This window comes from Gloeotrichia echinulata CP02 (assembly GCA_038087035.1).
In the GTDB taxonomy this organism is placed as follows: Bacteria; Cyanobacteriota; Cyanobacteriia; order Cyanobacteriales; family Nostocaceae; genus Gloeotrichia; species Gloeotrichia echinulata.
Window position 1 is genome coordinate 1432996 of sequence record CP051187.1, and the last position, 26642, is coordinate 1459637.

Genomic DNA, 26642 nt, shown 5'->3' on the forward strand with positions numbered 1-26642 from the left:
TGACTACATCCTTAAGCCGATTTTGGCATAAATCCACAAAAGCTCGCTTTTTTTGATTAAATGGTTTCCATTAGACTTCTCCTTCATCTACTATCAAAGATAGTAATTGTGTGGCTAATAGTTTGACATTGGGTTCATAGAGCATTTGACCGTGGTTTCCAGGTACTGAAATCACCTTGATAGGCTTTTGACTATAGGCTTTCCATCCCCAATCGGGTAGATCGTAATTGGAAATAGCTTGGAGTTCTTGTAAAACAATTTCATGAACTTCTTGGGCGCGGAATAAAACAATCGGGGCAGAAATTCGATAATTAGGCTGATAATTCGCGTAATTTAGCGTCAGCATTTTCATCACTTGCATATTTATTTTAAGTAAAGAAATGGTGGAGTGTTCCGGTAATACGTTATATTTGTATAAATACTCTGCTGCCAAATTCCAACGTGCTTGATCGTTAGCTTTAGCAGCTAAATCAGCGTATTCTAAACCGAAAGAAACTCCCTTTAAAGCTTCAATCCGTTGGAGTAATTGCCAAATCCAATCAATCTCTACCCTATTAGTTACATATTCAGGGTGAGAAACTAATCCAGCGTCTAAAATAGCGAGTAAACCCATCTTTTCACCAAGCTGTTCCAGTTGGTAAGCCATTTCAAAAGCAACAGCACAACCTGAAGAGTATCCTATTAATATATATGGACTCTTAGCTTGCTGTTGATGTAATAGCTCAATCAGTTGACTTGCATGGGATACTACTGATTTAGGGAGTGGAGTAGAGCCATCTCTTCCTGGAGTTTCCAATCCATATACTGGATGTTCATTTCCTAAATTAATTGCCAAATCTCGAAAATAGAATCCGTGTCCGTTTGCGCCAGGTAGACAAAATAGAGGGGTTGCATTTCCTTGGGGTTGGAGTAACAGTAAATCGGGATAGGAATGTGCAACTTTAGTATTACCAAGTTGTTCTGCTAGTTGAGCAATAGTAGGATTTTGAAATAAACTGCTCAAGGAAAGTTTTTGCTCAAAAATCTGCTGAATATCATTAAGCAATTTCACCGCCAATAAAGAATGTCCGCCCAGGTCGAAAAAGTTATCATAAATCCCAATATCTTGACGTTCAAGTACAGCAGACCAAACAAATGCTAGTTGTTTTTCTACTTCGTTGCGTGGGGCTACAGATGAGCCTTCAACCCCACCACTGGGAACAGGTAAAGCATTACGGTCAATTTTGCCATTGGGGGTTAAAGGTAACTCATCCAATACAATGATCTGAGCAGGAATCATGTAATCGGGTAGACAGGATTTGAGATGATTTTTCAATTCGTTAGACAAACCATCAGCAATTCCCGTTACATAGCCAATTAAACTTTGGTTGCTCTTAGTTTCATTTAAAATTACAACAGCTTCTTTAACTAATGGATGTTGCAATAAGATTGATTCAATTTCACCAAGTTCGATTCTAAATCCCCGTAATTTAACTTGTTTATCAATCCGACCCAAGTATTCTAAATTGCCATCATTACCCCATCTTGCTAAATCACCAGTTTTATAAATTCGTTCTGTTTTACCAAATAATTCTACTTCAATAAATTTTTCGGCGGTAGTTTGGGGACGATTGAGATAACCCCGTGCTAAACCAACCCCAGCGATACACAATTCTCCTGGAATACCTGGCGGTAATGGTTGATTGTAAGCATCTAAAATATAGATTTGGATATTAGGTAAAGGTTTACCAATGCTTGGTTTTTTGCCATTGGCTGGACAAAGAGATATACTTGCACAAACCGTAGATTCTGTTGGTCCGTAGGCATTAAAAAAACGCCGTTCCTTTGCCCACCGGGTAACTAATTCTGTTGAGCAAGCTTCACCAGCAGTAACTAAAATTTGCCAATCAGATAAGGTTGCTTGGGGTAATAGGGATAAGACTAAGGGCGGTAAAGTGACATGGGAAATTTTGCGATCGCTGAAAAATTTCACTAAGTCACGACTGGGTAACAAAGCTTCTTTTTTAGCAAGATATAAACAAGCACCGGCGGATAAAGCAGTAGCAATTTCCCAAATTGAGGCGTCGAAACTGAAAGATGCAAACTGAAGTAAACGGCTTTGGGGTTGAATTTGCAAAATTTGCTCAACCGCCAAAGTTAGATTGACAAGTCCTCGATGCTCAATCATTACCCCCTTGGGTCTTCCAGTAGAACCAGAGGTGTAGATGACGTAAGCTAAATCATCAGGCTTACTTTTTGGACTGGGATTTTCTGTTAAATTGTCGGCAAAATTATCCTGATCTAAACAAATTACTTGAGGAAAGTTTTCCAGTTGAGATAGGGGTAATTGCTCTAATAGTAAATCTTGAGTTAGTAACACCGATATCCCAGAATCTTCCAACATGAACTTAATCCGTTCTTGGGGATAATTGGGGTCAATCGGTACATAAGCACCACCAGCTTTAGTAACTCCGATTACACCAATTATCATTTCTAAAGACCGTTCAACACAGATACCAATTAAAGTGTCTGGCTGAATTTGGTAATTTTGAATTAAATAATGAGCTAATTGATTAGCTTTTTGATTAAGTTGTTGATAAGTTAAGCTTTGGGATTCAAACACCAAAGCAATATTATTAGGGTTTAAAGTAACTTGTGCTTCAAATAGGTCAACTAAAGTTTTATCTTGAGGATAATCAGTTTGAGTTTGATTCCAGTGTTGTAGTTGTAGCAGTTCCGTTGCTGTCATCAACGGTAGAGTATAAATCGGTTCTTGAGGATGAGCAATAATTCCCTTCAGCAGAACTGCAAAATGTTCCACCATCCGTTGGATAGTACCCTCTTCAAAGAGGTCGGTAGCGTATTCCCAAGAGCAATTTAACTGATTGTCATATTCCATCACGATCAGAGCTAAGTCAAACTTAGCAACTGGATAACTTAATCCGAGCCATTCAATCTCTAATCCTGGTAAACTCAGGTCTGGACTTTCATTATTTTCTAGGGTAAACATTACCTGGAATAATGGATGATGACTCATGCTGCGTTCTGGTTGTAATTTTTCTACCAGAATCTCAAAGGGGATATCTTGATGAGCATAAGCATCTAAACAAGTTTGGCGAGTTTGTTGTAGGTACTCGATAAAACTTTGCTCAGGCTTGATTTGAGTACGCAACACAATGGTATTGACAAAAAAGCCGATTAATGATTCAGTTTGGGTATGAGTACGGTTGGCAATGGGAGAACCAATGCACAGGTCGTTTTGACGACTGTAACGAGCCAGCAGAATACTCAAAGTTGCCAACAAGGTCATAAATAGACTTGCGCCTTGTTGTTGACTGAAGATTTTAACAGCAGCACTTAATTCTGGCGTGAGAGAGTAGGTATAGCGATCGCCTCGGTAGCTTTGTTGTGCTTTCCGGGGATAATCGGTAGGCAATTCCAGTAATGGCGAAGCATCCTGGAGTTGATGTTTCCAGTAATTAATCTGGTTTTCTAATACCTCCCCTTGTAACCAGTTTCTTTGCCAAGCTGCGTAGTCACTGTATTGAATAGGTAAAGGAGCAAGGTCTGGGGTTTGACATTGAGCAAAGGCGGTATAAATTTGCCGTAATTCACGGACAAACACCCCCATTGACCAGCCATCACTGATAATGTGGTGCATATTGATCAGCAACGCATATTTCTGCTCTTGCAATTGCAGCAGTTTGGCTTTAAATAAAGGGCCAGTATTTAAGTCAAAGGGTTCTTGAGCATGAGCATCGATTAAATCTTGAATATTTTGTCCTTCGGGATTGGGTATTGAACTAAAACTCTCCCCAGTCCCCAATGCAACTTGGGGATGTCCCGCCACTGTGGGAAAATACATCAAAAGACTCTCGTGTCGATTTAGCAGATAAGCCAAACTGGAGTGTAAGGCATCAATATTTAGGTTTCCGTCCAGTTGTAAAGCTATCGGCATATTGTAAGTAGCTGATGACCCTTGGAGTTGTGCTAATAGCCAGAGGCGTTGTTGAGCAAAGGACAGAACTTTGGGAGAGTCAGCACTTAAAGTGGGAATTTCTTCGGTGATGAAAGCTTGCGTCTGAGCAGCTTTCAAAAAGGCGAGAATATCTGCTTTGTTGTGTTGAATTTCTTGCTTAAGTTCAGAATTTAGGGCATTTTTGCTAGCACGAATTCGTAACTTATCATCTTCAGCCCAAATTTTGCAGCCCATGTTCTGCAAACGCAGCATTAAAGAAACTAATGGTTCTTTTCGTGACATAATTTTAATATTCCTCTTCGTTCTAGCAAATCAGGGGGCACGAATTATTTAGGATTATTTAAAAGCCCCATTTTTCCATAAATCTAATACTTCATTTGCGGTAAAATAACTTTCTTGTTCTGTAGCCAAAGATTTAATCACAGAGCGCATTTTCTCGTATTGCTCTCTGGGTTGGGGATTGTGCAGTTGTTTTTCAAACAAATATTGGAAATTACTGGCTCCACTCCATTTACCGAAAATAATGTTTATGGTGCTGTGAGGAAAAGCATCATAGCTTTTGGGATCGAATAACAAAGAATTGACGTGAATACCTGATTGCTGTCGTTGAGCGGCTTGAGAGTAGGGGGAAGCGGGACGGACTCCCAATTTTTCAATGTAATCAGTCACTGCGGCGATCGCATCATAGTTAATCCCACTGACTTCAATACCAAAACGAACTCGTAGTCCATTTAACACCTGCTCAATAGCAACATTTCCGGCTCGCTCTCCTAAACCACAAAATGTTCCCGATACTATGGTCGCTCCCGCCATGAGAGACTGGAGAGTATTTTCCAAAGCCAAACCCATGTCATTGTGGTAATGTACCCCCAATGGTACTCCTGTTGTAGATTGGAGAAGCTCGTTAACCCAGATATAGCTCTTTTCTGGATTCAGAACTCCCACCGTATCACAGAGTAGGAAGTGCTGGATATAAGGGCTAAAAGAGCGGATACATTGCACTAAAAAGTCAAAATCAGATCTAGAAGCATCCTCAGCAGCGAAATCTACTGTGAGTCCGGCGACCTTTGTAGCGTAGTGTAAATTTTTCCCAATTACATCAATAGCATTTTGGCGAATTCTATTGATTACCTGATGTGGGATGTCATCATCGATGGTTTTCCCTTGAAATTCACTCATGAGGCGAATTTGGGGATTTCGCAGAAACATTAGTCTGTCAGAAACAGCATGGAACAGAATAATGCGCTTAACTCCATAGTTTTTCGCTTGGTCAATGTACTGCTTTCCCATCATTGTAGAAGCAGCGATTAGATCATCCAATCCCTCTAATACTAATGATTTGACTAGCTCTGCTTCTTGTTCACAAACACATGGCATGATAGCAAGTTCATGAACACCTGTTTCAGCAATTAGATGGGCAATTTTTTGTCTGGTTGGATAAGAGAAGAAAATGCCTACTTGTTGTTGTCCATCCCGTAGAGTTTCATCGGAAATTTTGATTGGAAGAGTTTCCATTGTTTGATACCAGTTTACAATTAAGTGGGACTATAGTTTTGTTTTTTCGCGCCGACTTACTTAGCAGAATTACTATCATTTTTAGGTATTAATTGGTTCATAGCTCAATTTCCTCTTCGTCTGAGTTTAAAGGCTGTATATTTGTTGCGTCATAATTCACCCAAATGCAGGTATCTATATAATTCGCTAATTCTCTGAGTATGGGATACTCAAATACTAGACGCAGTGGTAGTTCTACCTTAAATTTGTCGCGGATGCGGTAGCACAATTGGGTGGCTAATAGGGAATGTCCCCCCAAATTAAAGAAGTTATCTTGTCGGGCTATGGCTTCATATTTCAGTAGCTTTGTCCATAATTCGGCTAGCAATTTTTCGGTTGTTGTTACAGGTAATTCAATTTCTGTGACTGTAACTGCTCTATCTGCTGTGGGTAAAGCTTTGCGGTCTAGTTTACCATTTGGTGTCAATGGGAGTTTTTCTAAGACAATAAAATGGCTGGGAATCATATATTCGGGGAGAGTTTTCGCCAGAAAATCTCGCCATTCTTCTAATAATGCTGGTTCAATTTGATTGGTGCGATATTGTAACGGTTGATTGGCGTAATTTTGCCAGGAATTAAGTCGCCAATTATGCTCTTGATTAAACCTGGGAATGGTCACTTTTCCAGGGATATTCTTTTGAAAAATTATATCGTAACAGCAAAAATCTGTGGAGCTATATTGTATAAAAGGCGTATAGGGCAAATCTAGCGTTAAAGCCCGGAATGTTTCGGGTTCGACCCCCAATTCACCTTGAACAACTGCTGTTTTTAAGTGGGAAACAGTACCATCTAATTGATCAATAGCTGTTAAAAGTGCCATTTCAGAGGTCAGACGAGCATTAGGAATATCCTTAATGCCTAGTAAATCTGGTTGCTGAATTGTTAAAATTTTCTCGATAGTTTCTAGGTTCAACTGTTGGTCTGGCCAATTTAACCATTGAGGTTCGGCGATGGGGATATCTGTTTGATCCAAGTGTAAAATAACATCATAACGAAAACGGCTCATTTCCGTCTGAGCATAACCCCGTTTCAATTGAATCTGCACCTGAGTAATCCGAGTAAATTTTTGCTTGAGGGCGATAAAGAAATTAGGAGCAATCAGTAATTCGCCTTCGGTGCTGATGCTTTTTTGAATCTGTTGGCGCAAGTCCTGGATTGATAATTCATCGGCGGCGCGATAAAATTCAACTGCAGTGTGGAAAGCCTCTAATAAATCGAAATTTCGCACATCTCCAATAAAAATTGCTCCCCGCGTCGTCACAGCATTAATAGCCCCCTCAATTACTGATAAGAAGTAATCCAAGGAGGGAAAATACTGAATTACCGAATTCATAATTACCAAGTCATAATCATTGGTTTTAAAGCTATCAAACTGGTTGGCTGCACTTTGTTTTAAAGTAACTTTGTCCTGCAGAGACTGTTGTTCAAGATGTTGTTCAATATAATTTAACCCGGCTGCTGCAATATCTGTAACCAGGTAATTTTGAGAATGTGGTGCAATTTTAAACAATAACATTCCTGTACCACAACCTATTTCCCAAACCCGTTTTGGTGCAAGTTCTAGAATTTGTTCTACAGTTGTATCACGCCATTCTTGCATCGCAGTTTGGGGATATGGTTTTCCCGTATAGCTATCATTCCAACTAGCCACATTCAGGGTAGGATCATCTTCTGGTTTTTGTGGTTGATGGTACGCATCATTGAAAATTTGTTGCCATAATTCCACTTGTTCACCTTGAATATATTCATCCTCTGTCCCGGTTGGCACAATGTAGGCTATTAGACGTTGATCGAAATCAGTTTCTTCGCGTACTATGACAACAGCTTCGTGAATTTGTGGGTGTTTGACTAAAGTTGCTTCTATTTCACTTAATTCAATGCGGAAACCACGAAGTTTGATTTGGTGATCAATCCGACCTAAATATTGCAGATTACCGTCAGGTAGCCAACGGGCTAAATCGCCAGTGTGATAAATTCGCTCAGTTTTACCGAATAATTCAATTTCCAGGAATTTCTCGGCGGTAATTTCAGGACGATGCAAATAACTCTGTGCTAAACCAGCACCTGCAATGCAGAGTTGTCCAGGAATACCAGGGGGAAGGGGTTGATTGTAGTGATCTAAAATATAAATGCGAGTGTTGGCGATCGCTTGACCGATAGTTGGTTCATCTTGGACATTTTTGGCAACTTTTGTAAATGTAGAGTAAGTTGTGTCTTCAGTGGGTCCATACAGATTATAAACTACCTTCGCCGATGTGGTTTGATATAAAGCCTGTACCAGACGATTTTTTAATGGTTCACCGGCTAAATTAATTACTTGCACACTCGACCCAATAGCATTCATATTCAGGAGTTGAGCAGCAGCACTCGGCACAGTATTAATCAAAGTTATTGGTACAGGACTTTGACGTGCTTGCTCAATGTAGAGTGCATTTTCCACCACAATGACGCTACCACCTTGAGTCAGGGGGACAAAAATTTCAAAGATGGACAGATCGAAACAGATTGAGGTTGATGCTAAGACACCTGCAAGTTGTTCTGCACTAAAGACTGAATGCGCCCATTTTACCAGAGCTACCGGGCTAGATTGTGCAATGGCGACACCTTTAGGTCGCCCTGTGGAACCGGAAGTATAAATCACATAGGCCAAATCATCAGGTTTACTTGGTTGATGGGGATTATTTGTTGGCTGATCAACCCATGTTTGTGCATCGAGAAATAGGAGTTGACAGGAATTTTTTAATTTTTCTAGGGGAAGTTGCTTTTTGATGGGGTTTGTTGTTAGTAATACAGAAACATTACTATCTGCGAGCATTAAATGAATGCGTTCTTGGGGATAATTCGGATCAATTGGTACATAAGCTCCACCCGCTTTAAGAATACCAAACAAGCCAATGATCATTGATAGCGATCGCTCCACACAAATCGCAATCAATGGATTATCAGGTAATTGTTGCTCTGTTTTGAGTTCTAACAAATAATGCGCCAGCTGATTAGCTTTTTGGTTGAGTTGTTGATAACTCAGGCTTTGATCTTCAAACACCACCGCAATTTTATCGGGGGTTTGTGCTACCTGTTGTTCAAACAGAGTCATCAATGTCTGATTTTGGGGATAATCGATGTCGGTTTGATTCCAACTTCGCAATTGCTGGATTTCTGCTCTTGTCATCAAGGGCAATTTACTGATAGGCTGTTGGGGATTTTGGGTAATTGCTGTCAGCAAGACTTCAAAGTGTCTCGCCATGCGTTGAATTGTTTCTCTCTCAAATAAATCTGTGGCATATTCCCACGTACAGTATAGTTGGTTGCCATTTTCGCAAAGGTCAAGTGTTAGGTCAAATTTAGCAAAGGGATAATTTTGCTCTAAGTAGTGAAGCTCCAGCCCTGGTAAACTAACATTTTTACCGGCTTCTTGAGTGTTTTGCAACACCATCATCACTTGGAATAAGGGGTTATGGCTGAGACTACGCTCTGGTTGTAATTGTTCTACTAAATACTCAAAGGGAATGTCTTGATGAGCGTAAGCATCTAAGCAAGTTTGGCGAGTTTGTGGGAGTAACTCGCTAAAGCTTTGCTCTGGCTGGATTTTACTCCGCAATACTAAAGTATTGACAAAAAAGCCGATTAACCCTTCTGTGTCGCTATGGGTGCGGTTAGCGATCGCCGTACCCACACATAAATCCTCTTGACGGCTGTAACGCGAGAGTAAAATATTAAAAGCGGTCAACAGGGTCATAAACAAACTCACACCGTGTTTTTGACTGACGATTTTGAGTTGCTGCGTCAGTTCCCTGCTCAAACAATATTCCTCGTGTCCACCTTGGTAACTTTGTTGTGCGGGACGGGGATGGTCAGTAGGTAAGGTAAGCAAGCGGGGTGCATCATTGAGTTGTTGTTTCCAGTAATTTTCCTGATTTTCTAAGATATCCCCTTGTAACCAATTGCGCTGCCAAGCTGCATAATCGCTATACTGAATTGGCAAGGGTGACAAATTGGGAGTATCCCCTGCAGCAAAAGCAGCATAAGCCTGTTCCCATTCCCGCTTAAACACACCCATTGACCAGCCATCACTGATAATATGGTGTATATTAATCAGTAGCACATTTTTCTGTTGGCTCAGTTGTAGCAGTTTGGCTTTGAATAACGGTCCAGTATTTAAGTCAAAGGGTTCTTGAGCATGGGTATCGGCTAACCGTTGTACAGTTTCCCCTTGGGTCTTTTGATCGAGTGCTTGTAAGTCTGCAATCGCCAGCACTTCGATATCTTCTACATTTTTCACTACTACTTGCGGTTCTCCCTCCAAGGGAGGGAAATAACTGCGTAAACTTGTATGACGTTGCAGCAAATAAGTTAAACTTAACCGCAAAGCCTCTACATTTAGGTTGCCGTCAAATTGGAATGCGATCGGCATATTGTAGGTAGCTGAGGTTCCTGTACCTTCAAGCTGGGCGATAAACCAAAGTCTTGATTGAGCAAAGGACAGAGTTTTGGGTTGATTTTCTGGCTGTAGTGTGATATTAGGGGTTATAGTCCTTGTGCCCCTAGCGTCAATTTCCCTCGCTAACTCAGACAAAACGCTTTGCTCAAATATCTTGCGGACAGGTAATTCTACACCGAAACTATCACGAATTCGGGTAACTAATTGAGTAGCTAACAGGGAATGTCCACCCAATTCAAAGAAGTTGTCAAGGCGACCAACAGAGTTAACTTTTAATAAACCTTGCCATAAAATAGCCAGTAGTTCTTCTGTGGGAGTTACGAGAATTTCCAAGTGAGATGAGGTGGCTATGTTTGGTGTTGGTAATGCTCTACGATCTAGTTTACCGTTGGGAGTAAGAGGTAACTGGTTTAACACTATAATCTGGCTAGGAATCATATAATTCGGCAGGCGATTTTTCAGGTATTCCTTAATTTCACCCTCTAAATTGACGGATTCTTCTGCCTCTGTGATATAGCCTAATAATCTGGGATTATTATCAGTTTTATATAAAATTACAACAGCTTCTTTAACTAATGGATGTTGCAATAAGAGTGATTCAATTTCACCAAGTTCGATTCTAAAGCCCCGTAATTTAACTTGCTCATCAATGCGTCCTAGGTATTCTAAATTGCCATCATTACCCCATCTTGCTAAATCACCAGTTTTATAAATTCGCTCGATTTTACCAAATAATTCTACTTCAATAAATTTTTGGGCGGTAGTTTGGGGACGATTAAGATAACCCCGTGCTAAACCAACCCCAGCGATACACAATTCTCCAGGAATACCTGGTGGTAATGGTTGATTGTGAGCATTTAAAATGTATATACTGTTATTAGCTATAGGTTGACCGATAGAGGGCTTTTTGCCATTCGGTTCACAACGAGATATACTGACAATAACCGTCGATTCCGTCGGACCATAACAGTTAAAGAAACTTCGTGTTTTTCCCCACTGTTCCACCAATTCTGCTGGACAAGCCTCACCACCAACGGTTAGACATTGCAAATCTGGTAAGGTCGCTTGAGGTAAGATTGATAAGGCGGAAGGAGATAAAAAACTATGGGAAATCTTGTGATGAGTTAAGAAGTCAACTAAGACTTGACTGGGTAACAAGCTTTCTTTTTTACCAAGATACAAGCAAGCACCTGTGACAAAGGTAGTCGCAATTTCACCAATAGACAAATCGAAACTAAAAGAACCAAACTGAAGCAGACGGCTTTGGGATTGAACTTCAAAAATTTTAGCCCAGGCTAAAGCTAAATTGACAATTGGGCGATGCTCAATCATCACCCCTTTAGGTTGTCCCGTTGAACCAGAAGTATATATTATATAAGCTAAATTATCAGGCGTAGTTTTGGGACTGGGATTTTCTTTTGACCCTGCGGTAAAAGTTTCGTCATCTAAACAAATTACCTGAAGTGGGTGTACCAATTCAAATGAGGGTAATTTATCTAATAGGAAACTTTGAGTTAGTAACACCGATATCCCAGAATCTTCCAACATGAACTCAATCCGTTCTTGGGGATAATTCGGGTCAATCGGTACATAAGCAGCACCTGCTTTGAGGATACCGAGTACACCAATTATCATTTCTAAAGACCGTTCAACAGAGATACCAATTAAAGTATCTGGCTGAATTTGGTAATTTTGAATTAAATAATGAGCTAATTGATTAGCTTTTTGATTAAGTTGTTGATAAGTTAAACTTTGGGATTCAAACACCAAAGCAATATTATTAGGGTTTAAAGTAACTTGTGCTTCAAATAGGTCAACTAAAGTTTTATCTTGGGGATAATCAGTTTGAGTTTGATTCCAGTGTTGTAGTTGCTGACGTTCATCCTCTGTCAGCAAGGATAGATTATTGATTGGTTGGTTCGGATGAGCAATAATTTGCTTCAGCAGCACTTCAAAATGTTGTACCATCCGTTGGATAGTTTGAGCTTCAAACAAATCAGTTGCATATTCCCATTCTGCTATTAACCCTTGAGGAATTTCGCGAAAAATCAGCGACAAATCAAACAAAGTCGTGGTGTTTTCCCAACTAAAAGAGGTCAAAGTTAATCCATTGGTTTCTAATTTATCTTTGATTCCACTTTCTAAGCCAAAAGCAACTTGAAATAGAGGATGATGAGAAAGCGAGCGCTCTAATCCCAGTTGATCAACCAGTTTCTCAAAAGGTAAATCTTGATGGTCATAAGCATCCAGAGTTACTTGCTTGACTCGTTCAAGTAATTCTTTAAAAGTGGGATTCCCTTGTAGGTTGGTACGCAAAGCTAGGGTATTAACAAAAAAGCCAATCAGTGGTTCTATTTCACAACGGTTGCGATTGGCGATCGCCGAACCAACAACAATATCCTCTTGTCCACTGTAGCGCGACAGTAACAGCGTAAATACTGTCAGTAAAGTCATAAACAGGGTAGTTCCTAACTCCTGACTCAAGCGTTTTAGCTTCTGTGTTAAATCTTGATTGAGTTGCAAAAATTCACTACGTCCCCTAAAGCTTTGCACTGATGGGCGTGGTTTGTCTGTGGGTAATTCTAACAGAGGTGGGACTTCAGCTAATTGTTTTTGCCAGTAATTAAGTTGGGTTTGCAGTACTTCTCCCTGTAACCATTGTCTTTGCCAATGGGCGAAATCTGCATATTGCAGCGATAATTCGGGTAGAGGAGATGGTTCTTGGGCACAAAATGTGGTATAAAGAGTTAATAATTCCCGGCGGAATATCTCGATTGACCAGCCATCACAAACGATATGATGGATGACAAGCAACAGTAAATGGGATTGGTCAGCCAGTTTCAACAATTTTACCCGCAGCAAAGGTGGGTTTGATAAGTCAAAGGGCTGTTGTAATTCTTCTGTGGCTAACTGCTGCGCTTTGCTTAACTGGTCTTTTTCTGTCAATTCTCGCCAGTCTAGCACTTGCATTGTCAGTTGAGGATGAGCGTGAATCACCTGTATTGGCGACCCATCGACAACACAGAATGTGGTGCGTAAGACTTCATGACGTTGAATAATTGCTGTGATGGCTTGTTCTAAAGCAAGTATATTCAAAAATCCGTTAATTTGCCAGAAAAACGGGATGTTATAGACACAATTTTCGCCTTCTAGTTGGTCGAGAAACCACAGTCTTTGTTGAGCAAAGGAGAGAGGAAGAGGTTGTTCTCGCGATATGGGTGTGAGGAGTGGAGATTGCTGTTGTTTTTTCAGTTTTTGTAGGACTAATTCTCGTTTTTCTGGTGAAAGATTTTCAAGACGTTTTAGTAGATCGCTCATAATACTTATTGTTGTCGGAAATTATTTTTTTTGAATTGAACCACAGAGACACAGAGAACACAGAGAAATAAAAAGGAATACTAATTTAATACTCAAGAAAGCAATTGCTGCGTCACTTCTTCATCTGATAATTGATCAACTTCCCCTAAAATCTGTGCTAGGGCTTCATTTTCTGCTTGTTCAATCTGTTGAGCAATTACTGTTTGACTCAGTTCAGCAATGGTTGAATTTTCAAACAAATAACGCAGAGGAAATTCTAGAGAAAAGGCTTCTCTCAGTCGAGAAATCACTTGAGTAGCAAGTAACGAATGTCCTCCTAACTCAAAAAAGTTATCGTGAATTCCCACCTGTTTGACTTTAAGAACTTCCGCCCAAATAGTGGCTAATTCTTGCTCAGTAGCCGTGCGAGGAGCAACAAAATCAACCTCTAGATTTCTTTGCGTAGTATCAGGAGCAGGTAAAGCACGGCGATTGATTTTACCATTAGGAGTTAGGGGTAATGCTTCCAGAAATACGAAAGCAGTAGGAATCATATAATCTGGTAACTTTTTCTTGATTAAATTTCGCAAGGTAACAGGAGTTAGTGAATTATCTTGTGCAACCAGATACGCTACTAAAAGTTTCTTCCCTAATTCATCTTCCCGCGCCATCACTACCACTTGTTGGATGTCAGGATGTTGAATTAAAATCGCTTCAATTTCTACTAATTCAATGCGAAAACCGCGAATCTTAACTTGTGTATCAAATCGACCGATAAATTCCAGATTTCCATCAGGAAGACGGCGGACTAAATCTCCGGTTTTGTAAAGGGTATCTCCCTCAACAAAAGGATTAGGAATAAATCTTTCACGGGTTAATATTGATTGATTTAAGTAACCTCTAGCAACACTCGCCCCACCTACATAGAGTTCCCCAGTAACGCCAATGGGAACTCTATGTAAATTCTCATCTAGTATGTAAACTGTCCTATCGCCAATGGGTTTTCCAATAGGAATTGAATGGAGATTTTCAGCAAGTTCTTTGGGAATTGGATAACAACAGGTAAAAACTGTACATTCTGAAGGACCATAGCCATTAATTATCTGCGTTTCTGGTAATAATTTTAAGGCACGACGAACATGATCTACAGAAAGAGATTCTCCGCCAATTAACAATTGTTTAACGCCTAACAAACCTTCTGGCATTGTATCAATCATCACATTGAAGAAGGCGGAAGTTAGCCAGAGGATGTTAACTTTTTGTTCTTGAATAATCTGACTTAAGCCGAATGGTGTCGGAATCTTTTCTGGATAAAGTACACAACGCCCACCGTAAAGCAATGGTGTCCAAAGTTCTAGGGTTAGTGCATCCCAAGAAATCGATGAATGTTGTAGCCAAATTTGTTCTGCATCAAGGTGGATATAATCGACCCCAAACATAAAACCAATCAAGCTACGATGGGGAACTTCTGTGCCTTTTGGCGTTCCCGTTGAGCCAGACGTATAAATGATATAAGCTAAATTTTCTGGATTAACTTCACTGTGTAAATTGTCTTCCCTCTGTTGGGCAATTTTTTCCCAATCTGAGTCAAGATTAACTACGGTTTGATTATGGATTGGTAGCTTATCGTATACATGGGTTTGTGTTAGCAAAATGGGTGTTTGTGCATCTTCTAACATCAACGCCAGTCTTTCGCAAGGATAAGCGGGATCTAGGGGAACATAAGCGCCACCAGCTTTGAGAATAGCGAGTATTCCGATTACCATTTCTAGGGAACGTTCGACACAAATTCCGACTCGAACTTCGGGTCTAACTCCTAATGATTTTAAATAATGGGCTAATTGATTAGCGCGATTATTCAACTCCCGATATGTTAAATGTTGCTTTTGATAAACAACTGCTATAGTATCGGGAGTTTTTTCTACCTGTTCTTCAAATAAAATATGAATACATTTGTAATTAATAGAATCTATTTGTTGTTGATTTTCTAGCAGAATTAATTGTTTTTCTTCATCTGCACTGCATAAAGATAATTGAGAAATATATTGTTGTAAATTAGCTGCTATTCCTGATAGCAATGTTTGGAAATGTCCAATCATGCGGGCAATTGTCTGTTTCTCGAAGCGACTGCTATCATAAATCATTCTGCCAGACAATTGTGATTCAGGATTAACCACTACCGTCAGAGGATAATTAGTGCGTTCAATACAACGAAAATGACTAAATTCTAAAGTTTTTCTGGTTGCATTTTCAGCCGAATCTAGCGGATAATTTTCCAATACTAAAATACTTTCAAAGAGTGACATCCCGGTCGGAATATCACTCATTTGTTGAATTTCTGCTAGGGAAAAATAAGCATACTGTTCCTGCTCAAATGCTTGGGCTTGTAATTGCTTCAGCCAGGGTAATAATTCCGTTGTTCCACTAACTTGTAGTCTTATAGGGAGGGTGTTGATTAAAAGCCCCACCATCGAGTCTACTTTTTCAAGTGTCGGTGGACGACCCGATACAGTCGCACCAAAAACTACATCCGTTTCTCCACTGTAGCGGGAAAGTAGTAACGCCCATGCTCCTTGTACCAAATTATTCAAAGTTAAATGGTGCTGTCGAGCCGCATATTGCAATTTTTCGGTTACGGTTTGAGATAATTGGAAATGTTGCTCATTATATATTCCTTCTTCTCTGTTTTCTCCCAGAAAAGTAGGAGTTTCAAAGCCCTGGAGAGTTTGTTTCCAAAAGCTCTTTGCTTTAGAAATGTCCTGTTTTTGTAACCAATCAATATATTCTCGATAAGGGACTGATGGTATGAGGTGTAATTGTTCGCCTCGCTGATGCGCTTCATAGAAAGCTAAAACTTCTTTGAGGATAATCTGCATCGACCAGCCATCAAAAAGTATATGATGATGACTCCAAATAAATTGGTAGGTCTGCTCTTTTAGCTCAATGATGGTAAAGCGCATTAGGGGAGCAACACTCAGATCAAATCCCTTTTGGCGATCGCCTGACAAAAAATCCTCTAAATGCTGTTTTTGTTCATCGTGTGTTAAATTCCGCCAATCCAGTTTCACCCACGGAATATCCACCTGTTTACTCACCATTTGCAAGGGCTTTTCTATCTCCTCCCAATAAAATGAACTGCGTAAAACTGGGTGTCGCGCCACAACCTTTTCCCAAGCTTGCTGGAAAGCAGAAAAATTCAATTCCCCAGAGACAATGCAAAGCAACTGCTCAAAATAAACTTCCGATTTTGGCTCATAAATGGTATGAAACAACATCCCTTGTTGCATCGGTGAAAGTTCATAAAGGTCTGCGATATTTTGCATAATTACCTCTTGGGGATTGCACTTCGGCTCCGCTCAGTGACCAGGGATTGGGGATTGGGGATTGGGGATTGGGAATGGGATATTTTTATTTATTCTTTGTGTTGTTATTGCTGATTTTGGCTAGGAATTTATCAAGCTGTTTCTGATTGAGTTTAGCTGCTGAAAAATCAGAAGGCGTATAGCCTGGTGATTCTTTTGATTGACAGTGAATAATCAGGCTTCTTAATACTTCCATAAATCCTAAAGCTAACTTTTCAATGGTATCTCGCTTGTGAATTTTCTCGCTATAAGCAAAGTCCATTTCTAGCTTTCCTGACTGAATTAATCCGCTTATTGCCAATATATGGCTGCGATTTCCTCTCCTACTTTGCTCTGATTTCCACTCTTTAACGGCTCCCAACATCGCCGATGCAGAAAGTACTTGGTCAAATTGACCTAAATAATTTAAACTTACTTCTGCTGAGGGTAAATTAGGGAATTTACTGTGAATTTCCCCATCTAGATGTAAATATCGCCAGATACCATAACCAATACCATGTTTAGGTAGGCGACGCAGTTGTTCTTTAACTAATTTTAAAGTTTCTTCTAACTGATTAACAGAACTCACTTCTAATTTCACCGGGAATAAAGTCGTAAACCAACCGACGGTACGGGACAAATCTACATCTTCAAATAAGTCTTCTCGTCCATGTCCTTCTAAATCAACAATTAAGGATTTCTCCCCTGTCCATTGGCTAAAACTTTGGACTAAAGCAGTCAATAAAATATCGTTAATTTGTGTATTGTAAGCCGAGGGGACATCTTGCAGCAGGGCGCGGGTTTCATCTTCATTCAAAAACAGGGTAACAGAATTACTTGATGTTAAGGCATTGCTTTCTTTTTCTAGGGGGTAATCTATTGGCAAAGAAGCACTATTTCCCTCAAACTGAGATAACCAGTAATCAATTTCTCTGCCTAATGTTTCTGATTGACTATATGCTTTTAGCTGATGTGCCCACTCTTGAAAAGAAGTAGTTTTCGCTGGTAAATTGATTGCTTTACCCCGGACAAGTTGCTGATAGGCTGTTGCTAAATCTTCCAGCAAAATTCGCCAGGAAATGCCATCTACCACTAGGTGATGAATCACAAATAGGAGTTGACTTGGTTGATTGATTCCCAGGTTAAACAACGCAACTCTGACAATTTCTCCTGATGACAAATTGAGACTAGCTTGAAGTTCAGCCTCTTTAGTTTTAATTGCAGTTTGTTGTGCTTGGGGAGAAATTTCTGAGAAATCAACAATGGTGAAAGGAACTGTTTCTAGGGGTGCATCAATAATATGTTTCGGAGGATAGCTTTCGGGTACAAAGCGCGATCTCAAAGCATCGTGATGCCATAATAATTGTTGCACCGCTTGTTTTAATAAGTCCGGTTTTGTTCCTGATGGAATCTCTAACAAAGCTGACTGGTTAAAGTAATGAGCATCCGGTAAACTCTGCTCAAAAAACCAATGCTGGATAGGTATTAGCGGCACTGAACCTGTGACTAAACCCTGATTAGCTTTGATTTTACGGGTTGTGCCTACAACAGTGGCTAACTCAGCAATTGTTTGATACTGAAATAGTTGTTTTGGAGTTAGTTGTAATCCTGCTTGATTGGCTCTAGAAATCATCTGAATACTGATGATAGAGTCACCACCTAATTCAAAGAAATTGTCGTGAATGCTGATATTTGTTTGTCTCAAGACTTCAGCCCAAATTGCTGCTAATTTCTCTTCTGTGGGAGTCCGAGGAACAACAAATCCTACCTCTAAATTTTTGTCAGAAGTATCTGGGATAGGTAAAGCACGATAGTCTACTTTACCATTAGGAGTCATTGGTAGTTGATCTAATGAGACGAAGGCAGAAGGAACCATGTATGGGGGTAACTTCTGTTTGAGAAATTGGCGGATTTCATCAAATTGGAATTGTTCTTGATTGCTAATAATGTAGGCGACGAGACGCTTATTTCCAGGAATGTCTTCACGAGCAATCACGACAGCTTGCTGCACCAGGGAATGTTGATTTAAAATTGTTTCAATCTCACCAAGTTCAATCCTAAAACCACGAATTTTTACCTGAGAATCCATCCGCCCCAGATATTCGAGATTCCCATCAGGTCGATAACGGACTAAATCCCCAGTTTTGTATAATCTACTTTCTTCTATCTTCTCAAAAGGATTGGGAATAAATTTTTCTGTAGTCAATTCTGGAAGATTCAAATAACCCCGCGCCACACCCGCACCGCCAATATGAAGTTCACCCGGTACTCCGATGGGGACAGGTTGCAAGTATTTATCTAATACATATACCTGCACATTACTAATAGGTTTTCCAATCGCAATTTCCTGACGATTGAGAACATTATCTAATAATGGGGATAAAGTGGCAACTACAGTTGTTTCAGTCGGTCCATAACTATTAACCAACTGAGGATAATGTCCCACCAATTGATGCCACATTTCTACTTTTTCTGCTAGGACTCGTTCTCCACCAATAATTACCAGTCGTAATGATTTAGGTAATGATAAATTACCACTGGCTAATTCATGCACTAGCAAATGCCAATAAGCTGTTGGTAAATCCCATACTGTTAATTCCCAATCTTGGGACTGCTGTATAAATGCTGAGACAGACTGCAACATTTCCTGAGTACGCAGCACTAGAGTTCCACCACAACTTAAACAAGGATAGATTTCTTCTGCAGCAGCATCAAAACTAATTGAGGCAAATTGGAGAACCCTATCCTTTGGTTTCAGTTGATATTCGGCGAAGGCTGTTTGAGTAAAATTAACCAAGGAATGGTGTTCAATTAGCACCCCTTTGGGTTTGCCTGTGGAACCTGATGTATAGATAACATAGGCTAAGTTATTAGCTGCTACTTCATGGTCAGGATTTTCTCGATTTTGAGTAGAAATTAAAGCCTTTTGGGCATCTAAACAAACTATTTCCAGATGATGATCGGCTTCTATGCTTGCCCATTGCTCCATCGTTACCAAAATCGGTAGTTGAGCATCATTAACTATATCGCTCAATCGTTCGGCTGGATAGGCAGGGTCTAAGGGTACATAAGCACCCCCAGCTTTGAGAATTCCTAATAGTGCCACTACCATATTTAAGGAGCGCTCAATGCAGATTCCGACTAATACATCGGGTTTTACTCCTAACTTTTTTAGGTAATAAGCAAGTTGGTTAGCTTGTTCATTTAATTCCCGATATGTAAGTTTTTGCTCCTCAAATATTACTGCTACTGCATCTGGAGTTTTGGCTACCTGTTCTTCAAATAATTGTTGAATACATTTCTTGGCGGGATAAGCTTTTTTAGTCTCGTTCCAGTCAACTAATAATTGATGCTGCTGCTCTTTTGTTAGTAGGGTGTATTGGGAAATTCGCTGATTAGGGTTAGCTAAAATCCCTTCTAATAATGTTTGATATTCACCCATCATCCGCTCAATGGTGGCAGCATTAAATAGGTCACTGTTATATTCCCAAACAAGAGTTATGCCCTCTGTTTCTATTCCTTTGACTTCTTCTTGGGAATTGCGCCCTACTCGTTGTTCAAAACGAGGCATAACAACAACATCAAGATCGAATTTGGCTGATTTATTGTTGAGTGCCTCATGCTGTTTAATACTCAACCCAGGTAGATTCAAATTAGGTAAAAGAGCATCATGGAAGCTGAACATCACCTGAAATAGAGGATTGTAACTGAGATTTCTTTCTGGTTTAAGTGCCTCTACGACCTTATCAAAGGGTAAATCTTCGTTGGCGTAACCTTCCAAGGTAACATTACGCACTTGAGCCAGAAGCTCTCGAAAGGTGGGGTTGCCAGAAACATCTGTGCGTAGGACGATGTTATTGACAATCATGCCAATTAACCCTTCTGTCTCCCGCCAACGACGATTAGCGACTCCAGATCCCACGCAAAGGTCTTCTTCTCCTGTGTAGCGGTAGAGCATGGTCACGAAAACCGCAAACATACTCATAAATAACGTCACCCCTTCTTGACGACCCATATTTCTCAGGGCTTCGCAGACATCGAGGGGAAGTTCCATCCGCAGCATTCCACCTTGGTAGGTTTGCTCTACTGGTCGTGGGCGATCTAATGGTAATTCTAATAAAGGGGGACTACCAGTTAATTTTTGTTGCCAATAGTTCAGTTGGGCTTGTGCTGGCTCTGTTAACACCCATTGTCTTTGCCAATTGGCAAAATCTGCAAACTGGAGTGCGGGTTCAGCTAGGGGTGACGGTTTTCCTTCAGAAAAGGCTTGATATAATGTTAATAATTCTCGCAAAAATAAATTGAATGACCAACCATCATGAACCATGTGATGTTCAACATGAACTAATACATGTTCTTGGTTGCTTAACTTTAATAATTCCCAACGAATTAAGGGTAATTGACTAATATCAAAAGGCTTTTGAACCGCAATTTCTGTTAATCTCTCTAATTCCGTTTCCTGCTCTGATTTAGGAAGATGTTGCAGGTCAATAATTGGTAATTTCACAGATTTGGGAGGGTGAATTACTTGTACCAGCTTTCCCTCTACCGCCGGGAACGTAGTCCGGAATATTTCATGACGACGCAAAATTTCGCTGAGACTTTCCTCCAGGATAGGTATATTTAAATTTCCCCTAATCCGCAAACTCTCTTGAAATTGGTAAGCAGTCATGGAGGGGGCTAATTGCTCAATGAAATATACCCGTTCTTGGGCAAAAGAAACAGGTAAATAACCTTCTCTAGGAATTGGCGTAATTTTGGCTATGGGTGATGACTGTTGTAATTGCTGTTGCTGGATAATTACCTTAATTAAGTCGTTAATTGTCGGGTTTTCAAACAGTTGTCTAAAAGATAATTCAACTTGAAAAACATCCCGTATCCGAGACACAATTTGCGTGGCGATTAGCGAATGTCCACCTAGTTGGAAAAAATTATCATCAATGCCAATCTGTTCCACACCAAAAACCTTACTCCAAATTTGGGCAAGAGTTTCTTCTTGTAAATTACGCGGTGCAATAAAGGTTTCTTGAATATCAGGTATGGGAAGTGCTTGGCGATCAATTTTCCCATTGGGATTGAGGGGTAAAGTGTCTAAAGAAACAAAGACACTTGGCACCATGTAACTAGGTAGCTGGTTTTTCAGGAAGCTTTGCAGAGTTGTGGAGTTAATCTCCGTCCTTTGATGGTAGACAACATAAGCTACTAGACGTTTGTTTCCAGGAGCATCTTCACGAAGAATAACTATGCTTTGTGAGACTTGGGGGTGTTGATTGAGGAGGGATTCAATTTCTTCTAATTCAATTCGGAAGCCGTTAAATTTTATCTGATTATCAATGCGTCCTAAAAATTCTAGATTCCCGTCTGGTAAATATCGCCCTAAATCACCAGTTTTATATAATTTTGAATTGTTAAAGTGATTTTTAATAAATTTTTCTGTGGTCAATTCTGGGCGGTTCAAATACCCTCGTGCTAGTCCAGCACCCCCGATGTATATTTCTCCTATTGTTTCAGTCGGAACTGGTTGCAGGTTTTGATCTAAGACATAAATTTGGATATTATCGCCTATCGGTTTACCAATAGGAATTTCTGTTCTTTCTAGTTGAATTGTATTCAAATTAGATAAAGAGCAAATAGTCGCTTCAACCGTTGTTTCAGTGGGACCGTAGCTATTAATTAACTCAGGGAAATCCCCCACATACTTGAGCCACATTCTAACTTTTTCTGGTAGTACCCGTTCTCCGCCAATAATTACCAAGCGTAATGATGCGGGTAATGCTATTTGACTAATAGTTAATTCATTTACTAACAAATGCCAGTAAGCTGTGGGTAAATCCCATAGGGTTATTTGCCAATCTTGAGATTGCTGTACAAATGAGGCGACGGAATTGATCATTTCCTCAGTTCGTAGCACTAAAGTTGCACCACAACTCAAGCAGGGATAGATTTCTTCTACGAATACATCAAAACTCATCGAGCTAAACTGAAGAACTCTATCGCACGCAGAGATTTTATATTGAGCGATTGCTATCTGGTTAAAGTTTACCAATGATTGATGTTCAATCATTACCCCTTTGGGTTTTCCCGTTGACCCTGATGTGTAAATTACATAAGCTAGATGATTGGGTTCTACTTTATTAACAACATTGTGTATGCTCTCGTTAAAAATTTCATCTTGCTGGCTATCTAAATAAATAATTGTCCCTGAATATTCAGGTATTAAAGTAGATAATTTTTGTTGGGTAAGCAACACCGAAATTTGAGCATCTTGCACCATGTAGTTCAAGCGTTCGGCTGGATAGACAGGATCTAGGGGAAGATATGCTCCTCCAGCTTTGAGAATTCCCAACAAACCGACAATCATCTCTAGGGAGCGCTCAACGCAAATTCCCACTAGTACCTCAGCCCCTACCCCCAACTTTTGCAAATGATGCGCCAATTGGTTAGCTTTAATATTTAATTCTTGGTATGTCAGTTGCTTGTTTCCAAATTCCACAGCTATGGCTTGCGGAGTTCGCGCCACCTGGGCTTCAAATAACTGATGAATACATTGTTTCAACATAAGCTAGATATTTTGATGATGATGATTATAAATAATGGCCTTTGAAGGTTTAATTCTGTGAAATAGGACTCAGAGGCCATTTTCTTTTCTCAGGAGTCGTGTGCGTCAGATTTGAGAATTTGGTGATGAACAACAGATTTTTGATATCTGACACACCAGACAATATATGTTCATTGTGACAGATGGGTAAATCCAGAAATTATTCCTCGACAATTTCCACTTCCCTTGGTTCTGCTGGTGCTTCAGCAGAAGTGTTGGCTTCGGGACTGAGGTGATTTTTCAGTTTGAGTTTTAGGTCGTCTGAAATGGGTAAATCTTTAATTTCTTTGAGCAGAAATCTGACAGATTCGGTTTTGCTACGTTCTGTATATATGGCCTTGAGAATAGCTTCAATTCCATAACCCGCTACAGTATCGCCGACAACTGTTGTCAGACCAAGCAGACCTATACCTCCGAGGATACCAAAGGGTCCTCCCACGGCTGTGAGGGTAGCAACAATAGCAGCATTACTACCTGCTGATGAAACTGCTAAAACGACGAGAATTATGCCAGGAAGACCCAGACCAGCCAATTTTTTAACGATTTCGTCCATTGTAATTACCTAAAATTTTGATACTTTTGCTGACAATCTTATTCAGGATATTAGATCTCTTCACCCTTATTTGATAGTTTAATCTTTAATCAAGATCATGACTAATTTTTCCTTTGACGGCTGAGATAGCCACCGTTCTGGGAGAGGCTAAATAGTTTTTACCTGTTGGATCGCCGCTGCGTCCTTTAAAATTGCGATTGGTTGCATAAATCCCCGTTTCTGCTTTTGCTAAAACCCCAATTCCAGAATTAATACAAGCCCCACAACCTGACTTGAGAATCTGTGCCCCTGCTTGTGCAAAAATATCAATATAACCTAACTCTTGGGCTTTTTCACGAATTTCTACAGAAGCAGGTACAATATACAAACTAACGCCTGTTGCCAGATGACGACCTTTCAAAACTTCAGCAGCTTGAGCCAAATCGTAGAGTTTACCTCCCGTACAGGAGCCAATAAAGGCTTTGGTAATCGCAATTTCTTCTAATTGACTAATAGCCAATACTTGATCTGGTTTCGGGGGGCGTGCAACTTGCGGTTCTAAATCAGTAAGATCAAAATTATAAATTTTTTCTACCTCAGCATCCGCATCACCAATAATTTCTATAAATTCTTGATCGCTACGTTTTTTCACATATTCACGAGTTACCTGATCAGAAACAATCAAGCCACATATTGCACCACACTCAATAGCCATATTGGCTAAGGTCAATCGTTCATCAAAGGGTAGTTGTGTGAGGATTGACCCTCTAAACTCCATTACCTTACTGGTAGCACCAGCACAACCGATTTTCCCCAAGATAAACAGGATAATATCTTTGGCACTGATGTGAGGAGCCAGGGTTCCAGACAACTCGAATACTAGGGTTTGGGGAACACGAATCCACATATCCCCTGTAGCATAAATATTTGCCATATCAGTGGTGCCGACCCCGGTGGAAAAGGCTCCCAATGCACCATAGGTGCAGGTATGGGAATCTGTACCAGCAATCACCATTCCTGGACGAACAAATCCTTTTTCTGGGAGAAGAACATGACAAATCCCCGCTGCTTCCCCTGGGGAAACCACATCAAATAAGTGGCATCCTTGAATTTTAGCAAATTCCACCATCTCTTGATACATGACATCAGTTTTGTGATCAACACGGATGTCATTGACTTGGATAAAGTGATCGGCTACCAAAACCACTTTTTGGGAGTCCCACAACTTTGCTTCTGCTCCATAGTGTTGATAAAATGTCTTAGCTACAGGCGCGGCTACTGCATCATGAGATAGGGCTAAATCAACCTGGGTAAACACCACTTCTCCTGGCTGGACGTAGGAATTACCAGAAGCTTTAGCCAAAAGTTTTTCGACTAAAGTCATGGGTCGGCTTGGGGTCAGACTAGGAGGAATCGTAATTTTACCCTGACGACGCAGCTGATTAAAAGACATCAGCCCACCTGCTGCGGCGATCGCATCAACTACTGGATTCTGCTGTTGTTCCCCCAAAATTTCTAGGGACAGTCCAATATTGATGCTATTACGATAAAAAATTTCCGCGAAGGATCGCGCCCGAATTTTCTCAATTCCAGCAGCTTGCAGGGCAATGGGGGCAATTTCTCGACTGGAACCACACCCAAAATTTTCTCCAGCTTCAATCACATTATATTTTAGCAGTTCTCCTGCTCCAATAACATGTTCTAAAGCATACTGTTTTAAGTGTTCAGGGTCGTCTATTGTTACTCGATTGGCAGGAATAATATCATCGGTATTGATATCATCTCCCAGGTACAAAACGTTATTTATATGACTCATAAAACACTCCTGATTCAGAATTTTGCACGGTGGAAAGTTCTGCTAACAAAAGCTCAACTAAGGTTTGAGTATTGACCAAAATTTCGGCTTTTTCGGGAGATAAATCGGCTGTGCGGTATCCCTTGACTAAAATTTGATTTTGCGCTGCAATCATCCTCCCTGCAGCTTGCTCTTCTCCCCATTGTTGAAGCATTAAAATACACGCTTCTAGGGTGCCGAGGGGATTAGCAATACCTTTACCTGCAATGTCACAGGCTGTACCATGAATAGCTTCGTATAAGCCAAATCCATTAGGGTTAATACTGGCTGATCCTAATAAGCCGATGGAACCAACTAATGCACCGCCAATATCACTGAGAATATCTCCAAACATATTCCCCGCCAAAATTACATCAAACCGTTGCGGATTTAGAACCATTTGCATAGCTAAGTTATCTACTAACATTGGTTCGACGACAACGCCAGGAAACTCTGTGGCTTCTTCTTGTACTAAACGAGTCCAGGGTAAATGAGGTAAGGCGTTTTCTTTGTGGGCTACGGTGAGTAATCCTCGACGCTTTTGGGCTTGCTGTAAGGCTTTACGAGCAATCCGCCGAATCTCTGCATCGCCATAGCGCATGGTATGATAACCATAAGCTCCTTGCTCATCTAAGGAGCGTCCAGATGGACCAAAATAAATCCCACTGACCAGTTCTCGAACGATGAGCATATCGAGTCCTTGAACTTTTTCTGGTCGCAAACTAGATTTATGCAGCAAACTGTTAACAATCCGAATGGGGCGCAGATTGCAAAAAAAGTCGAAGTGCTTTCGGAGTTCTAGCAGTCCCCCTTGGTTAACCGCACCAAATAGAATCCCATCTGCTCCTTCACACCGTTGGACTGTGGCTGTTGGAAAGTAACTACCAAATTGCTCCAACGCAGTTGCTCCTAGCCAGCCATAGTCTACCTCTAAGGTAAATCCTTCTAGTTGAGCCACCCGTTGCAAAATGGTTAAAGAAGCCTCTACAACTTCCGGACCAATCCCTTCTCCAGGTATAGCGACGATCCGATAAGACCGCTTATTTAAATACCCCATTTTTCCATAACTCCAATAATTGCGAGACGCACC

The 26642-nt window shown here is 40.4% G+C and carries 8 protein-coding genes; all 8 read right to left on the reverse strand.

Annotated elements, in window-relative coordinates; genetic code table 11:
- Window positions 1-70: 70 nt before the first annotated feature.
- The 8 genes from HEQ19_06490 to leuB all read right to left on the reverse strand — a co-directional run bounded on the left by HEQ19_06490 (window position 71) and on the right by leuB (window position 26609).
- On the reverse strand, window positions 71-4240 hold the full coding sequence (locus HEQ19_06490; GenBank protein WYL99222.1) for an amino acid adenylation domain-containing protein: 4170 nt from the start codon (window positions 4238-4240) through the stop codon (window positions 71-73).
- A 54-nt stretch (window positions 4241-4294) separates the two neighbouring features.
- On the reverse strand, window positions 4295-5473 hold the full coding sequence (locus tag HEQ19_06495; GenBank protein ID WYL99223.1) for a 2-isopropylmalate synthase: 1179 nt from the start codon (window positions 5471-5473) through the stop codon (window positions 4295-4297).
- Between the two features lie 97 nt (window positions 5474-5570).
- Window positions 5571-13268: an amino acid adenylation domain-containing protein gene (locus HEQ19_06500; GenBank protein WYL99224.1), complete on the reverse strand. Its 7698-nt coding sequence runs from the start codon at window positions 13266-13268 to the stop codon at window positions 5571-5573.
- 92 nt (window positions 13269-13360) lie between these two features.
- Complete coding sequence (locus HEQ19_06505; GenBank protein ID WYL99225.1) at window positions 13361-16570, reverse strand: amino acid adenylation domain-containing protein; 3210 nt, start codon at window positions 16568-16570, stop codon at window positions 13361-13363.
- 85 nt (window positions 16571-16655) lie between these two features.
- The gene (locus HEQ19_06510) at window positions 16656-23147 is read right to left on the reverse strand and encodes an amino acid adenylation domain-containing protein (GenBank protein ID WYL99226.1); all 6492 of its coding nucleotides are present in this window, start codon (window positions 23145-23147) and stop codon (window positions 16656-16658) included.
- Between the two features lie 199 nt (window positions 23148-23346).
- On the reverse strand, window positions 23347-23739 hold the full coding sequence (locus tag HEQ19_06515) for a hypothetical protein (protein WYL99227.1): 393 nt from the start codon (window positions 23737-23739) through the stop codon (window positions 23347-23349).
- A gap of 85 nt (window positions 23740-23824) precedes the next feature.
- The gene (locus HEQ19_06520; protein ID WYL99228.1) at window positions 23825-25534 is read right to left on the reverse strand and encodes an aconitase/3-isopropylmalate dehydratase large subunit family protein; all 1710 of its coding nucleotides are present in this window, start codon (window positions 25532-25534) and stop codon (window positions 23825-23827) included.
- Window positions 25518-26609 carry a 3-isopropylmalate dehydrogenase gene (gene leuB / locus HEQ19_06525; protein WYL99229.1) on the reverse strand — a complete coding sequence of 364 codons (1092 nt, stop codon included), beginning with the start codon at window positions 26607-26609 and terminating at the stop codon, window positions 25518-25520. Before leuB ends, HEQ19_06520 begins: the two co-directional genes overlap by 17 nt.
- Between the last annotated feature and the right edge of the window lie 33 nt (window positions 26610-26642).